The sequence below is a fragment of the Bacillus sonorensis NBRC 101234 = KCTC 13918 genome (genome assembly GCF_001592005.1).
Lineage (GTDB): Bacteria > Bacillota > Bacilli > Bacillales > Bacillaceae > Bacillus > Bacillus sonorensis.
On record NZ_BCVZ01000024.1, the window covers coordinates 42,097 to 55,481 of the forward strand.

Here is a 13,385-nt window from a genome sequence, read left to right on the forward strand (position 1 = left end):
GTAGAACTTCTTAGAATCGGCTCCCGAAAAGACAAGCTTGTGCAAAGATTGACATCAAATACTGTCAGCTGATGCCGAAAAGTTTTTTTGCGTTTTCAGAAGTAATGGCAGCCACTTCTTCGTAAGTCATCCCTTTTAATTCCGCGATCTGTTCTGCAACCAGTTTGACATAGCCCGGTTCATTCCGCTTTCCCCTAAAAGGATGGGGCGTTAAATACGGGCAGTCAGTCTCAATCAGAAGACGGTCATTTGGTATTTGTTTGACGACTTCTTTCGGTTTTTTTGCATTTTTGAAGGTAACCGGACCGCCAAAAGATAGGTAGAAATTCATATTTATGCATTCTTTCGCCACTTCTGCGCTGCCTGTAAAACAATGCATAATACCGCCGACTTCTTCCGCTCCTTCTTCACGCAAAATCGTGACAACGTCTTCTGTCGCATCGCGGTTGTGTATGACGATCGGAAGCTTGACTTCCTTCGCCAAAGCAATTTGCTTTCTAAACACTTCTTTTTGAATGTCCTTCGGTGATTTGTCCCAATGGTAGTCAAGACCCATTTCGCCAATTGCCACAACCTTTTCGTGAGAGGAAAGCTCTTTAATCCATTGCAGATCCTCATCAGTCATGTCAATGGCATCAACCGGATGCCAGCCGATTGCCGCATATATGAAATCATATGTCTCAATCAGTTCCATCGCCCGTTTGATCGTTGGACGGTCAAAACCTACGACAACGATATGCTCCACTTTTGCTTCCTTTGCCCGGGCAATGACATCTTCTAAATCCTCATTAAACTGCTCCGCATTTAAATGTGCATGTGTATCAAATAACATCAGAAATGCCACCCTTTTCATTTGAATTTAGATAAAAACAAAAGGTGTTCGACGAAATGTTACACGTGAAACACCTTTTGTCAAATTTATTTGATTCGTGTTCCGTTTGCTAATGAGCTGTCTACAGCTGCAAGTGACAGAACTCCGTTGTCCTCACCGGCTAAAATCATTCCTTGAGATAATTCCCCTCTTAGTTTTACCGGTTTTAAGTTGGTTACACAAATGACTTTTCTACCAACTAATTCTTCAGGCTTGTAGTGCTTTGCGATTCCCGATACGACCTGGCGTTTTTCAAAGCCCAAATCAAGCTGCAGTTTTAACAGCCGATCAGCTTTCTTTACCGGTTCTGCCTGAAGGACTTCAGCGACTCTCAGCTCCATGCTCATAAAGTCATCAATTGTGATTTCGGGAAGACGCTCAGGCGCAGCCTCTTCTTTTTTCGGTTCTTCTTTTGGAGCTTTTCCCTGCATTTTTGATTTGATATATGCAACTTCTTCTTCAGCCTCAAGCCGCGGGAACAGCGGATCTCCTTTTTGAACCTTCACTGATGTGAGCTGACCGAAGCCGGCAATGCTTTCCCATGTTTTTAATGCCGGATCGGAAATACCAAGCTGTGAAAAAATCTTTTCCGGCGTTTGCGTTAAGAACGGCTGAAGCAATACAGCCGTGATGCGCAGCGATTCTGCCAAATGATACATAACGGACTGAAGTTCGTTTTCTTTTTCTTTATCTTTTGCAAGAATCCATGGTGCGGTTTCATCGATATATTTATTCGTTCTGCTGACAAGCTGCCACAGGGAAGAAAGCGCCACAGAGAATTCCATGTTTTCGATCGCCTGCTCATATGCTTGTATCGTTTCTTTCGCAAACGATGATAGTGATTCATCAAAATCTGTTACCGGACCTTGATAAGAGTGAATTTGCCCGTCAAAGTATTTATTGATCATGGCGACCGTTCTGTTTAAAAGGTTTCCTAAATCATTTGCCAGGTCATAATTGATCCGTTCTACGAATCCTTCCGGTGTAAAGACGCCGTCAGATCCGAACGGCACTTCGCGAAGCAAGTAATAGCGCAATGCGTCAAGACCGTATCTGTCGATTAACGTAACCGGGTCTACGACATTCCCTTTTGATTTGGACATTTTCCCGTCTTTCATCAACAGCCATCCGTGGGCAAAAACCTTTTTAGGTAATGGAAGGTCCAATGCCATCAGCATAATCGGCCAGTAGATGGTATGAAAGCGGACGATTTCTTTCCCGACAAGGTGGACATCGGCAGGCCAGTATTTTTGATAATTTTCATCGTGGTCCGTATCAAAACCGAGTGCCGTAATATAGTTAAAGAGCGCATCAATCCACACATAAACGACATGCTTCGGATTGCCCGGCACTTTGATGCCCCAGTCAAACGTCGTCCGGGACACGGCCAAATCCTCAAGGCCCGGTTTAATAAAGTTGTTGATCATTTCGTTTTTACGGGATTCAGGCTGAATAAATTCAGGATTTTCTTCATAAAAAGCTAGCAGACGGTCTGCGTATTTTCCCATGCGGAAGAAGTAGGACTCCTCTTTAATCAGCTCTACAGGGTGCCCGCTGTCAGGACTCTTCCCTCCGATGACTTCCCCTTTTTCATTCCGCTCCACATCAACCAGCTGAGTTTCCGTGTAAAATGTTTCATCAGGAATGCTGTACCAGCCTTCATATTCGTCAAGATAAATATCTCCGTTGTCGAGCAGTTTTTGAAAAACCTTTTCGATGACGGTCTTATGGCGGTCTTGAGTCGTCCGAATAAAATCATCATTGGAAATATCAAGCTTTTTCCAAAGCTGCTGAATTTCCTTTGCCGCACGATCCACCAATTCCTGCGGTGCGATATTTTCCTCTTCGGCCTTTTGCTGGATTTTCTGGCCGTGCTCATCTGTTCCTGTTAAGTATCTGACATCGTAGCCTCTAAGCCTTTTATAGCGGGCCATGGCATCACCGGCAACGGTTGTGTAGGCGTGCCCAATATGTAATTTTCCACTTGGATAGTAGATCGGTGTTGTAATGTAAAACGTATTTTTTTCTTGCGGCATGATGGAACCTCCCAATTAAAATGTCAAAAAACTCCCGCCCAAAGGACGAGAGCGGCAAATGTCTTCATTCAAATATCTTCATTACTTAATCCCTCTTTATATGATACCATCTTAGCCTTCAAGTTCAAGAAAATATACATGTCGATAAACAAGGAATATAGTCGATTCCAATTTTTTTTAGGAAATAAATATAAAACTTCGACAAAAAAATGCTTTCATTGTCGAATAATGTCGTATATAATCGATATGAGGAAAAACCTTAGTTCGAAAGTCTTGATTTAAGGGCTTTTTTTAGGATTATCGATTGGTTTTATCATCTTCAAATCCCTTATTTAATCAGTTCTCTCAAGGTTTTTTGACTATAAGAGCTAATTTTTACAAACAATAGAAAAGAAAATGATTGACGTTTATTGGAAACCTTGTTATGCTAGGACTGTAAGGATTTTGTCGAATAATGACGAAGATTATAACACCTATTAAAATAAGAATCTTTCGGGAGGAGAATGAATATGAAATCTACAGGTATCGTACGTAAAGTTGATGAGCTAGGACGCGTGGTGATTCCGATTGAACTTCGCCGTACACTTGGAATCGCGGAAAAAGACGCTCTTGAAATCTATGTGGATGACGAAAAAATCATCTTGAAAAAATATAAACCAAACATGACTTGCCAAGTAACAGGTGAGGTTTCTGATGATAACCTGAAACTTGCTGGCGGTAAACTTGTTCTCAGCCCAGAAGGCGCTGAACAAATCATCAACGAAATTCAAGCTCAGCTTCAATCTCTAAAAAATTAATTTGATTATACAAAAACCGTTCTTGCGAAAGCAAGAGCGGTTTTCTTCAGTTTTGGATATGATAAGCGTCATATATTTTTCGTTTTGGGACTCCGCGGTCAACGGCGGTTTTTTTTATGGCTTCCTTTGATTGAAGCCCTTTGCTGATATAATGTTCAACATGTTCTTTTTCTGAAAAGTTTTCCCACCAAGCTGCTTCTTCTGGCGCTTCTTCTCCGCAGCCTTCAACAACAAGGCAAAATTCTCCGCGCACCTGTTCCTCATCCGTCCATGCCAGGACTTCTTCCATCGTCCCTCTAATAAATTCCTCAAACTTTTTGGTCAGCTCTCTAGTTAACGCGACCCGGCGGTTACCAAACACGTCATAAATCGCGGACAGCGTCTCCTTCAGCCGATGTGGCGATTCATAAAAAACAATTGTTTCCTGTCTGTTTTTTAATTGCTCAAGCTGCTTCTTCCGCTCCCGCTTGTTCCGATCCAAAAAACCGAAGAAGAAAAAGGGCTGAGGCGGAAGACCCGAAGCGATCAGTGCGGTTAAAGCTGCATTCGCACCGGGAAGCGGCACGACATAACCGCCGATATCCGTAAAATCACGGACGATTTCGGCCCCCGGATCCGATATGGTCGGCATCCCGGCATCGCTCACCAATGCGATATTTTTCCCTTCCTTGAGCCATTCCAAGATTTTATGCCCGCTGCTTTCTTTATTATGTTCATGATAGCTGACGAGCTGTGTTTCGATTTGGTACACATGGCATAATTTCTTCGTTTGCCTGGTATCCTCCGCAGCGATGACGTCAACTGCTTTCAACGTTTCAACGGCCCTGAATGTCATATCCTCCAAATTGCCTATCGGTGTGGGAACGAGGTATAAGATCCCCATGTCTGATTTTTGATCAAAGCTCTTTTGACGATTGATCATGTGCCTCCGCCTTTCGCTTTTCTTCTATATATATTTCTTTGCTTTTTCTTGATAATTTTTTAAAATAATATTCCGCTTGCATGGCTTCTCTTTTTGTTGAAAAGCGTTCTGCATAGTAAAGCTTTACAGGGAGCCGCGCTCTTGTATATTTTGCGCCTTTTCCATCATTATGGGTTTTCAAACGCTTTTCAATATTGTTCGTGTATCCCGCATACAAGCTGCCATCCCGGCATGACAGCACATAAAAATAGTGATTATTTGTCTCCATATAAAATCTTCCTTATCTCGCCCGTATATTGATCATCTTCATCATATACAAAAAGCGGAGGCAAAATCTTCAGATCAGGGCGGCCGTCCTTTATTCCTTCGACTAGAATGGTGTTGGCCTCTCTCCCCTGTTTCGGATAAACGAATTGCACGCGTTTCGGTTCTATTTGATACGCCTTCATCAGTTCAAAAATCTCAAGCAGCCTTCCCGGTCTATGGACAAGAGCAAGCTTTCCGCCTTGTTTTAAAAGCTTGCTGCTGACGCGGACCACATCTTCGAGAGTGCAGTAAATTTCATGCCTGGCAATCGCCAGGTGTTCATTGAGATTTTGCTCTGTTTTTTGCGGCGTCTTAAAATATGGCGGATTGCATGTGACAACATCCGCTTTATTGTATCCGAGCACCTGCGGCATATTCTTTAAGTCATCCCTGATGAGATGAATCTGGTGTTGCAGATTGTTATATTCCACGCTCCGCAATGCCATATCGTACAATCTTTCTTGAATTTCAACCCCGGTGATTTCAGCTTTTGACCGGGTGCTGAGAAGCAGCGGAACAATTCCGTTTCCCGTGCATAGATCAATGATCTTCCCCTTTTGAATCGGAACATATGCAAACTTCGACAGCAGCACGGCATCTAAAGAAAATGCAAACACCGTCGGGCTTTGCACGATTTTCATATCCTCTGCCAGCAGATAATCGAGTCGCTCATCATCTTTTAATTGAATCATATGTTTTCCCTTTCCCGAAAATTGTAGTCTTGGCGCTTGCCCCGTTAAAAAGGCTTCCGTTTTAACCGGAAGCCCTTCCTTTATTTTTTATTTAAAAACGAGAGGCAGAAAAGACAGTCTCCTTCTTTGCGGACGCTTCCGTAATGAATGTTGCAAATGTGAAAGCCTTCCTGGTACAGACGAGCCAGGTTGTCATGACCTTCTCCAATATCAGCATGCCCTGTCTTCTCTGCTTTTAATTCTTTCTCTCCGGTTTTTGCCGTTTTCAGCCTTTGATCCGTTTCTTCCAGCCTCTTGCGCAAATGTTCATTTTCAAGCTGCAAATGGTTGTTTTCTTCAATCATTTCCCCGATATGCTGCTTGAGGTCTCCCAGCTGGCGGTACAAAGAGCCAATTTGTTCTTCTAAGCTTATGACTGTATCAAACAATTCTTTTTTATCCAAGGTTTCACACCTCGTTAATCTGTGGTTTGTGCAGATACGACACCTTCTTGCAGCAGTTCATCCCACGTATATTCCACAACTTTTTCGCTATCTGTCAGTTCAACCTGAAGAATGCGTTCGAGAATATTCAGTCCGACGACTTTCGCCGGCCCGTTTGACGTGGCGATCACTTCACCGATATCCGGAAGCTGCTCTTTAGCCGTTTCATATTCATCATTTTCGTATTTCAGACAGCACATGAGCCGCCCGCATAGTCCGGAAATCTTCGTCGGATTAAGGGACAGGTTTTGATCCTTCGCCATTTTGATGGACACAGGCTCAAAATCACCGAGAAACGTCGAACAGCACAGCATCCTTCCGCACGGTCCGATACCGCCGAGCATCTTTGCTTCATCCCTTACTCCGATTTGTCTAAGCTCGATCCTTGTTTTGAAAATGGAAGCCAAATCTTTTACAAGCTCTCTGAAGTCGACCCTTCCGTCAGCCGTAAAGTAAAAAATGACTTTATTTCGGTCGAATGTGAATTCGACATCGACCAATTTCATCTCAAGACCGTGCTCATTGACTTTTTTCTGACATACATCAAAGGCTGAAAGCGCCGCTTCCTGATTTTCCTCGACAATTAAGCGGTCCCGTTCATCGGCCACCCTGATGACTTTTCGTAATGGCAGCACAACATCGTGCTCGTCTACCTTCTTATTCGCGATGACGACCTGCCCGTACTCAACACCGCGAACCGTTTCAACGATCACACAGCTGTCTTTATCTATCTGAAATCCATTTGGATCAAAATAATAAATTTTGCCCGCTTTTTTAAAGCGAACACCAATCACATTATACAAGCTTATCCCTCCTGCAGCATTAAAACCAAGTGCTCCATTAAACCTTGAGCATTAACATTGGAATAAAGCCGTTTTTTTGCTTCTAAAACAGCAAGAATCTGGTTTGTCACTCTTTGTTGTGTTGATTGCAGCGCATGCTGTTTTAATGTTTGGAATAAGTCCTGAAATATTATTTTATCTTCATGTCCTATCTGAATGGACAATATATCGCGGTATATAAATAAAAGCATATCAAGACCCATTTCTTGGTGGTCTTTCTCCTTGAAAAAGGGCATCCACTGATCTTGAATATAGAAAAAAGCATGTCCTTTTCGCTGGTGTAAGACTTCATACAATTTTATCACTTTCGCTCTGGACTCTGCAAACTGATCATTTCGACTCAATTCGAGCGCTTCCGATAAATTGTTTGTCATATTCGACAAAATTGCTGCAATATGCGGGGAAACTTCTTGTTTGATCAGCTCTTTTTCAATCGATTCGGGCAGCAGTGATTGAAAAGACAAGACTTGGCATCTCGATATAATCGTATCAAGCAATTTTTGCGGCTGTTCCGTCAAGAGCACCGCTATCGTATCATCGCTTGGTTCTTCTAAAAACTTCAGCAGGCTGTTTGCGGCATTTGCCGTCATTTGATCAGCATGTGAAATAATGTAAAGCTTTTTATGCGATTCCAGTCCTGTTTTTGAGAACTCTTCCTGAAGAGCCTGAATCTGCCCTTTTTTGATCGACAGGCCGTCGGGATGAACGACGTGTACATCAGGATGGTTGCCTGAGGAGATCCGCTGGCAATTTCGGCAAGATTCGCAAGGTTCTGTGCCCTGTTCAAGACAAAAAAAACTTTTTGCCAGCAGCATGGCAGCATCTAATTTGCCTGTTCCTTTCCGTCCTTCAAACAAATAGGCGTGTGCAAGACGATTTCTTTCTATACTATTTTGCAAAAGCTTCATGACACGAGGCTGAAGCTTTTGCATTTCTGTCCACGTTGTAGCCATACGATCACTCTCTATGTGTAAAGGTTTATTAATAAACCCTTTATTTCTCCAATGCGTTCCAACAATTCGATAGAGGGCTTTTCTTGATCCAGCAATTCCTCTGTCAATTGAACAAGCTTTTCATCCAGCTCTTTTACGATGCTCAATGTCCTGCTGTTTCCATATAAATCAAAGCTTCTTGAATTCTCAACCGCCAGGCCGTTTTCAACTGCTTCTTTCACAAAGCGTTTGATCAAGCCTTTAAATCTTGCTAAATCTTTAAAGTTCCTCGACTTGGCGAGCCGTTTTCCAAACGCTTCAATATCCGTCAAAAGCATTGTCAGCTGTTCAAATCTCAGCTTGCCGCTTTGGATGCTCATCTTTTCCTTGAATGAAACAGAATTGCTTTCTGCTCTGACAGCAGGCTTCTGCTGTTTTTCTATCATCGTGCGCAGTTCTTGACTTATTTTCATATCCTCAACCCTTAAAATTGATGGAATTGCTCAATCGGCAGCACAAAAACGGTGGCTCCGCCAACTTCTACTTCAACCGGATAAGGAACATATGAATCCGCGTTTCCTCCCATTGGAGATACAGGGGCGATCAGCTGATCCCGTTTACTTCCGTTTTCTTCAATCAGACTCAATGCTTTGTCGACCCGAATATCATCGACGCCCAACATAAAGGTTGTGTTTCCCGACTTCAGAAAGCCTCCGGTTGACGCCAGCTTTGTCACGCGAAAATTATGATCGGTCAAAGCCTTTAAAAGCCGGTTGCTATCTTGATCCTGAACAACAGCGATTATTAATTTCATTTTAAAAGCCTCCCTTTTGATTGGAAACACCTAAGGATATTCTTGTTACCATTATAACAATAGAATGGTAAGCAGGTCACAAACGAATTGTTTTTAATGCTTCTTCAATGATTTCATTTACGCTTTTTCGTACATGATCAATCGGCTTGCTCGCATCCACCATTCGGAAGCGGTCAGGAAACCGGTTTATGACCTCCTGATAGCCTTTCTGAACAAGCGTATGAAAATGAATTTGTTCCAGATCAAGACGGTTTTTCTCACGTGAATCATTTGCATTGATCCGTTTGATCCCTTCCTCCGGATCAATGGCAAAGTAAATGGTGATGTGCGGCATCAAGTCTCCGATGGCAAACTGATTAATGGACAGGACTTCGTCGATTCCAAGCCCCCTGGCATACCCTTGATAGGCGAGGGAGCTGTCGATAAACCGGTCGCATAAAACAATGTTCCCGTCTTCCAGTGCCGGCTTTACCTTTTCAACCAGATGCTGCCTTCTCGCCGCCGCATACAAAAGCGCTTCTGTTTTAGGATCCATAGCCGTGTTTCTCGGATTCAAAATGACCTCGCGGATTTGTTCCGCTATTTCAATGCCGCCCGGTTCCCTTGTTGCGAGAACGGCATGGCCTTCTTTGATCAGTTGTTGTGCCGCCGCTTGAAGAATGGTTGTTTTCCCTGCTCCTTCAGGGCCTTCAAAGGTAATAAATAAACCGTTCATGATTTCTCCTCTTCTATATATACAGTTAGTTGTTTTTGTTTCAAACGGCTGCTTCCCTGAATGTGCGTATTCAGATCGACAAGCCTGGATAACTGGCTGATGCTCTCTTGTTTTATCCTTTCCCCATCCATTATGAGGGGAATGCCCGGCGGATACGGGACGATTTGTTCCGCGCTGATCCGGCCCGCAGCTTTATTGAAAGGCACTGACTCTGTTTTAAATGCGGACAGCACGCTTTTTCCATAAGGCAATGTCGTGACTTTTTCAGATGGCTGCTCAATCGGAGCCTGACGGGTATCACCGGCTGATCGGCTGGTAATCTGTTTTCCAATCCGGCTGATGACATCAGGCGGCAGAGGTCTTTTTCCTTCTAGCGGAAGGACAAACAGCACCTGCCTTTCATCCGCGAGTTCAGGATGGACGCCGTTTGCCTCAAATATTTCTTTGAGTTCATAGCCTGTATGGCCTTGTTTTGATCTGAGGCAGAGCTTCAACGGGTCCTTCTGAATGAACGGGTCAGCCGGTTCACTGATGTCCACACCCGCTATTTTCAAAAACAGCTCTTTCATGCCGGCAATCTCTTTTTCGATTTTTGCCAATCTGTTTGTTTTGACGATTTCTTCAGCATATGCCCGCGCTAAATCCAATGACGCCATAAGCGGATAAGATGGGCTGCTGCTTTGCAATACGGTCAAATAGTATGCCAGACGGTCTCTATCAATTCTCCGGCTGTTTACATGCAGGTAAGACCCCATGGTCATGGCCGGAAGCGTTTTATGGGCGGACTGTACGACCGCATCGGCTCCCGCTCGTAACGCCGTCTGCGGAAAAGGACGTCCGAGCACGAAATGAGCGCCATGGGCTTCGTCGACCAAAACAGGAATGTGATGTTGATGGGCTTCTGTGATAATAGGCTTCAAGTCGGCGGCATGGCCGTAGTAATTAGGATATGTCAGCATAATGCCTTTTGCCGACGGATATTTTGAGATGGCATCCTTCACCGTTTGTTGCAAAACATGTGTAGGGACAGCCATCGTTTCATCGGTTTCCGGCGTCAAAAACACTGGACGGGCTCCTGCAAGTTCGATTGCATGAAAAACTGATTTATGACAATTTCGCTGAACAAGCAAAAGATCGCCCGGCTGACAAACCGAAAGTATCATTGCCAGATTCCCAACGGTCGATCCATTGACGAGAAAAAAGCTTTCTTTTGATCCATATAGCCGGGATGTTAAATCTTGCGCCTCCTGAATCACGCCTGACGGATCATGCAAATCATCAAGCCCCGCCAATTCGGTCATATCGATCGAAAGGATGGAGTTAAACAGTGTTTTTCCTTCATCAAAAAAGACATCTCCATTGTGATGTCCCGGAACGTGAAAAGAATAAGGGTTTCCTTTGGCATGGTTGACCAATGCTGTGAATAAAGGTGTTTTCATGTAAACCGATCCTTCATATGGCCGGTGAGTCGTTGCCGGCGTTTTTAAGGCGCCCGGCGACGCGCGCCGGATGCCATCTGATTTCTGCCCTTATTATACCCTTCTGCATCAAGAACTTAAAGGACGACCTGTATGGTAAATCTTTATTATCGTTTTAAGACGGCGGGGGTGATTTCATGTCGAGCAGCTTTACCTTGAGATCTTCTTCCATCGCCCTTATTTCTTCTTCTGCCTGAAGGCGTTTTGTCCTTCCCTCTTCCTGGATTTTAATGGTTTCCTCCAGTGTGCCGATTAATTGATCCTGGACTTTCTTCAAGGTTTCAATGTCCACAAAGCCGCGTTCATTCTCTTTGGCGGTTTCAATCGTATTGGCTTTCAGCATCTCCGCATTTTTTAACAACAGTTCATTAGTCGTTTTTGAAACCTGCTTTTGCGCTTCTACAGCACGGCGCTGACGCAGCAATGTCAAAGCAATGGCCACTTGGTTTTTCCAAAGCGGAATCGCCGTCATAATAGAGGATTGGATCTTTTCAACAAGCACCTGATTTGTATTTTGAATCAGCCTGATCTGCGGTGCGCTCTGCATCGTAATTTGTCTGCTTAACGTTAAATCATACATTCTTTTCTCCAGCCGGTCTGCAAACTGAACCATGTCGTTCACTTCTTGAACGGCCATTTGATCATGCTTTGCGGCAGCCTTTTCTTTTAGGACGGGAATGGTTTTTGTATTCAATTCCTCCAACTTCAACTGCCCTGCTGCAATATAAATATTCAGCGCTTCATAATACTCCTTATTTTTTTCATAAAGCTGTTCAAGCATCTTATTATCGTGGATCAGCGCGTTTTTGGAATGCTCGAGCTTTACACTGATTCTATCAATCTGTGCCCCTGTTTTCTGGTACCTTGATAATACTTCTTGAACAGAGTTGGAGATCTTGCCAAAAAAGCGTGAAAACAGATTCTTTTTTTCTGGCTGAAGCTCATCAGGATTCACCTGTTCCAGCTTTTTCATGAGATCGCTTAAAATCTTTCCGATTTCGCCGACATCTTTTTTTTGAACATGCTCAAGCATGTGATGCGAAAAATTCAAGAGTTTGGATTGGGCTTGTGTTCCGTATAGTGTAATGCTTTGATGATTTTTCGGATCAATTTGTTCTGACAGCTGCAGCGCTTTTCGGCGTTTTTCTTCTGACAGCGTATCGACCAGCCTCACTTCATGCCGTTCCTCCGCTTTGCCCGGTTCCATTGCTTCCCCCTGTCCAAAAGGATCGGAAAGCAGATCTTCAAATTCACTTTCCGTCTTAGATTTATACTGGCTCATCAGGCTTTCCCCCTCCCGCTTTTTTAAGCGAATGTTTGGCGACATCGAGTTCAAATTCCAAATGTTCGATATCCGTTTCGAGCAAATCGTAAAGGTCCTCTTCCAATTGTTTCGCCAGCTTGTCAATTGTCATCCGGGTTTCACTCAGAGAAACTTCAAGCTTTGCACTTCGCTTTGGCTGTGAAGCTAAAAAAGCATATTTTTCAGTTAATTCCACAATCGAATCAAGAGTTTGATAATAAAAACGCTCTGCTTGATAAAAGCGTTTTGGGTCGTTTTTTGTGACCGTATAAATTTTTCTGACAATCCGCAGAATTTCCAGGTTTTGCTTTATCGTCTGGATATTCTTGACCTTAAACAGGGCTTTTCTTAATCGGGCGATTTTTGCTTTAGCTTCCTGCAGATTTTGTTTAATATATGCGAATTCCCGCCTTGTCAGCTGATTTTCTTTTAAAAATAAATGGGTTCCATACCACTTGCCTCCAAGGTAAATCGCAGCCCAACCGGCACCCGCATAAAGAGAAGACAGCAGAAACGTCTGGTCAAACGCAAAAAAGCTGATCAGCCAAAGGAGCACGGACATTGTGCTTGCGGTATATACACGAAGCAAAAAATGAAGGATTGGTTTCATCACCATCTACTCCCCATGAATTGAATTTCAACATATGATTCTCTTCTACGTATCATTGATTATACAAGTTTCAACAGAACACATTTATTCAATATAGTAAAAAAGACACCTTTTCCCAGATGCCTTAAAGATCAATGTTTTCGTTAATACCATTATACATTGCCTCCATCTGAACTTAAAGTGATCCCCATTTTGATTGCAAAAAAAATAGACCAGGAAGCGGTCTAAGAATACAATGGCGGCGTACGGAGACTCTTTAATTTTTTTACATAATCGGCGTATTGGGGGTCTGATGTTGAAGTAGAAATGATCTTTTTTTCACAATCCGCACATAAAAATTTTGTATAAAGATGAATACCTTCGGTTTTATTTTCTTCACAGATGATGCACGTTTCCCCATGATTAGACTTACTCATCCATTCCACCTCCATGGGTTTCAGTATTCCCCAAAATCATATTTGTATACAAAATTAAGAAAGTTTTTGAAGGTTAGATTAGTATATGTAAACGGCAAACATTAGGTGTTTGTATCAATATCGACGGAATATAAAAAGACCAGCTTAGAGATAAGCTGGTCTTTCGCTT

16 protein-coding genes are annotated in these 13,385 nt (G+C 43.2%); 1 reads left to right on the plus strand and 15 read right to left on the minus strand.

Annotated elements, in window-relative coordinates; translation table 11 throughout:
• Positions 1–64 precede the first annotated feature (64 nt).
• On the minus strand, positions 65–832 hold the full coding sequence (locus BTR1S_RS19085) for a TatD family hydrolase (protein ID WP_029418758.1): 768 nt from the start codon (positions 830–832) through the stop codon (positions 65–67).
• An 86-nt stretch (positions 833–918) separates the two neighbouring features.
• Positions 919–2,907: a methionine--tRNA ligase gene (gene metG / locus BTR1S_RS19090; protein WP_006640380.1), complete on the minus strand. Its 1,989-nt coding sequence runs from the start codon at positions 2,905–2,907 to the stop codon at positions 919–921.
• 503 nt (positions 2,908–3,410) lie between these two features.
• Between metG and abrB the strand changes: the two genes are divergently transcribed.
• The gene (abrB, locus tag BTR1S_RS19095) at positions 3,411–3,704 is read left to right on the plus strand and encodes a transition state genes transcriptional regulator AbrB (protein ID WP_087962552.1); all 294 of its coding nucleotides are present in this window, start codon (positions 3,411–3,413) and stop codon (positions 3,702–3,704) included.
• A gap of 46 nt (positions 3,705–3,750) precedes the next feature.
• On the opposite strand, the gene rsmI is transcribed toward abrB, so the two are convergent.
• From rsmI to BTR1S_RS19160, 13 genes are all read right to left on the minus strand, one after another.
• Entirely contained in the window at positions 3,751–4,626 is an 876-nt protein-coding gene (rsmI, locus tag BTR1S_RS19100; protein ID WP_006640378.1) for a 16S rRNA (cytidine(1402)-2'-O)-methyltransferase, read from the minus strand.
• Positions 4,601–4,894, minus strand: a complete 294-nt coding sequence (locus BTR1S_RS19105; protein ID WP_006640377.1) for a GIY-YIG nuclease family protein — start codon at positions 4,892–4,894, stop codon at positions 4,601–4,603. Before BTR1S_RS19105 ends, rsmI begins: the two co-directional genes overlap by 26 nt.
• Positions 4,881–5,624, minus strand: a complete 744-nt coding sequence (locus BTR1S_RS19110; RefSeq protein ID WP_006640376.1) for a tRNA1(Val) (adenine(37)-N6)-methyltransferase — start codon at positions 5,622–5,624, stop codon at positions 4,881–4,883. Before BTR1S_RS19110 ends, BTR1S_RS19105 begins: the two co-directional genes overlap by 14 nt.
• 80 nt (positions 5,625–5,704) lie before the next feature.
• Positions 5,705–6,067, minus strand: a complete 363-nt coding sequence (yabA, locus tag BTR1S_RS19115) for a DNA replication initiation control protein YabA (RefSeq protein ID WP_006640375.1) — start codon at positions 6,065–6,067, stop codon at positions 5,705–5,707.
• Between the two features lie 14 nt (positions 6,068–6,081).
• Complete coding sequence (gene ricT / locus BTR1S_RS19120) at positions 6,082–6,909, minus strand: competence/sporulation regulator complex protein RicT (RefSeq protein WP_006640374.1); 828 nt, start codon at positions 6,907–6,909, stop codon at positions 6,082–6,084.
• A gap of 2 nt (positions 6,910–6,911) precedes the next feature.
• Positions 6,912–7,901, minus strand: coding sequence for a DNA polymerase III subunit delta' (holB, locus tag BTR1S_RS19125; protein ID WP_006640373.1), 990 nt, complete (start codon positions 7,899–7,901; stop codon positions 6,912–6,914).
• 11 nt (positions 7,902–7,912) lie between these two features.
• Complete coding sequence (locus tag BTR1S_RS19130; protein ID WP_029418759.1) at positions 7,913–8,353, minus strand: YaaR family protein; 441 nt, start codon at positions 8,351–8,353, stop codon at positions 7,913–7,915.
• A gap of 11 nt (positions 8,354–8,364) precedes the next feature.
• The gene (gene darA, locus BTR1S_RS19135) at positions 8,365–8,694 is read right to left on the minus strand and encodes a cyclic di-AMP receptor DarA (protein ID WP_029418760.1); all 330 of its coding nucleotides are present in this window, start codon (positions 8,692–8,694) and stop codon (positions 8,365–8,367) included.
• Positions 8,695–8,770: 76 nt separating this feature from the next.
• Positions 8,771–9,409, minus strand: coding sequence for a dTMP kinase (gene tmk / locus BTR1S_RS19140; RefSeq protein WP_006640370.1), 639 nt, complete (start codon positions 9,407–9,409; stop codon positions 8,771–8,773).
• Entirely contained in the window at positions 9,406–10,848 is a 1,443-nt protein-coding gene (locus tag BTR1S_RS19145; protein ID WP_006640369.1) for an aminotransferase class I/II-fold pyridoxal phosphate-dependent enzyme, read from the minus strand. Before BTR1S_RS19145 ends, tmk begins: the two co-directional genes overlap by 4 nt.
• A 154-nt stretch (positions 10,849–11,002) precedes the next feature.
• Positions 11,003–12,169 (minus strand): toxic anion resistance protein, encoded by a 1,167-nt coding sequence (locus BTR1S_RS19150; protein WP_006640368.1) that lies wholly within the window; start codon positions 12,167–12,169, stop codon positions 11,003–11,005.
• Positions 12,156–12,800 carry a 5-bromo-4-chloroindolyl phosphate hydrolysis family protein gene (locus tag BTR1S_RS19155; RefSeq protein ID WP_006640367.1) on the minus strand — a complete coding sequence of 215 codons (645 nt, stop codon included), beginning with the start codon at positions 12,798–12,800 and terminating at the stop codon, positions 12,156–12,158. The genes BTR1S_RS19150 and BTR1S_RS19155 overlap by 14 nt, the downstream gene beginning before the upstream one ends.
• A gap of 224 nt (positions 12,801–13,024) precedes the next feature.
• Positions 13,025–13,216: a sigma factor G inhibitor Gin gene (locus BTR1S_RS19160; protein WP_006640366.1), complete on the minus strand. Its 192-nt coding sequence runs from the start codon at positions 13,214–13,216 to the stop codon at positions 13,025–13,027.
• Positions 13,217–13,385 lie beyond the last annotated feature (169 nt).

Excerpts from the sequence above, each read along its gene's own strand:
- metG (WP_006640380.1), bottom strand. The coding sequence starts at position 2,907 with ATGCCGCAAGAAAAAAATACGTTTTACATTACAACACCGATCTACTAT.
- BTR1S_RS19105 (WP_006640377.1), bottom strand. The coding sequence starts at position 4,894 with ATGGAGACAAATAATCACTATTTTTATGTGCTGTCATGCCGGGATGGC.
- darA (WP_029418760.1), bottom strand. The coding sequence starts at position 8,694 with ATGAAATTAATAATCGCTGTTGTTCAGGATCAAGATAGCAACCGGCTT.
- tmk (WP_006640370.1), bottom strand. The coding sequence starts at position 9,409 with ATGAACGGTTTATTTATTACCTTTGAAGGCCCTGAAGGAGCAGGGAAA.
- holB (WP_006640373.1), bottom strand. The coding sequence starts at position 7,901 with ATGGCTACAACGTGGACAGAAATGCAAAAGCTTCAGCCTCGTGTCATG.
- BTR1S_RS19145 (WP_006640369.1), bottom strand. The coding sequence starts at position 10,848 with ATGAAAACACCTTTATTCACAGCATTGGTCAACCATGCCAAAGGAAAC.
- BTR1S_RS19150 (WP_006640368.1), bottom strand. The coding sequence starts at position 12,169 with ATGAGCCAGTATAAATCTAAGACGGAAAGTGAATTTGAAGATCTGCTT.
- BTR1S_RS19155 (WP_006640367.1), bottom strand. The coding sequence starts at position 12,800 with ATGAAACCAATCCTTCATTTTTTGCTTCGTGTATATACCGCAAGCACA.
- BTR1S_RS19160 (WP_006640366.1), bottom strand. The coding sequence starts at position 13,216 with ATGAGTAAGTCTAATCATGGGGAAACGTGCATCATCTGTGAAGAAAAT.
- BTR1S_RS19110 (WP_006640376.1), bottom strand. The coding sequence starts at position 5,624 with ATGATTCAATTAAAAGATGATGAGCGACTCGATTATCTGCTGGCAGAG.
- rsmI (WP_006640378.1), bottom strand. The coding sequence starts at position 4,626 with ATGATCAATCGTCAAAAGAGCTTTGATCAAAAATCAGACATGGGGATC.
- BTR1S_RS19130 (WP_029418759.1), bottom strand. The coding sequence starts at position 8,353 with ATGAAAATAAGTCAAGAACTGCGCACGATGATAGAAAAACAGCAGAAG.
- BTR1S_RS19085 (WP_029418758.1), bottom strand. The coding sequence starts at position 832 with ATGTTATTTGATACACATGCACATTTAAATGCGGAGCAGTTTAATGAG.
- abrB (WP_087962552.1), top strand. The coding sequence starts at position 3,411 with ATGAATATGAAATCTACAGGTATCGTACGTAAAGTTGATGAGCTAGGA.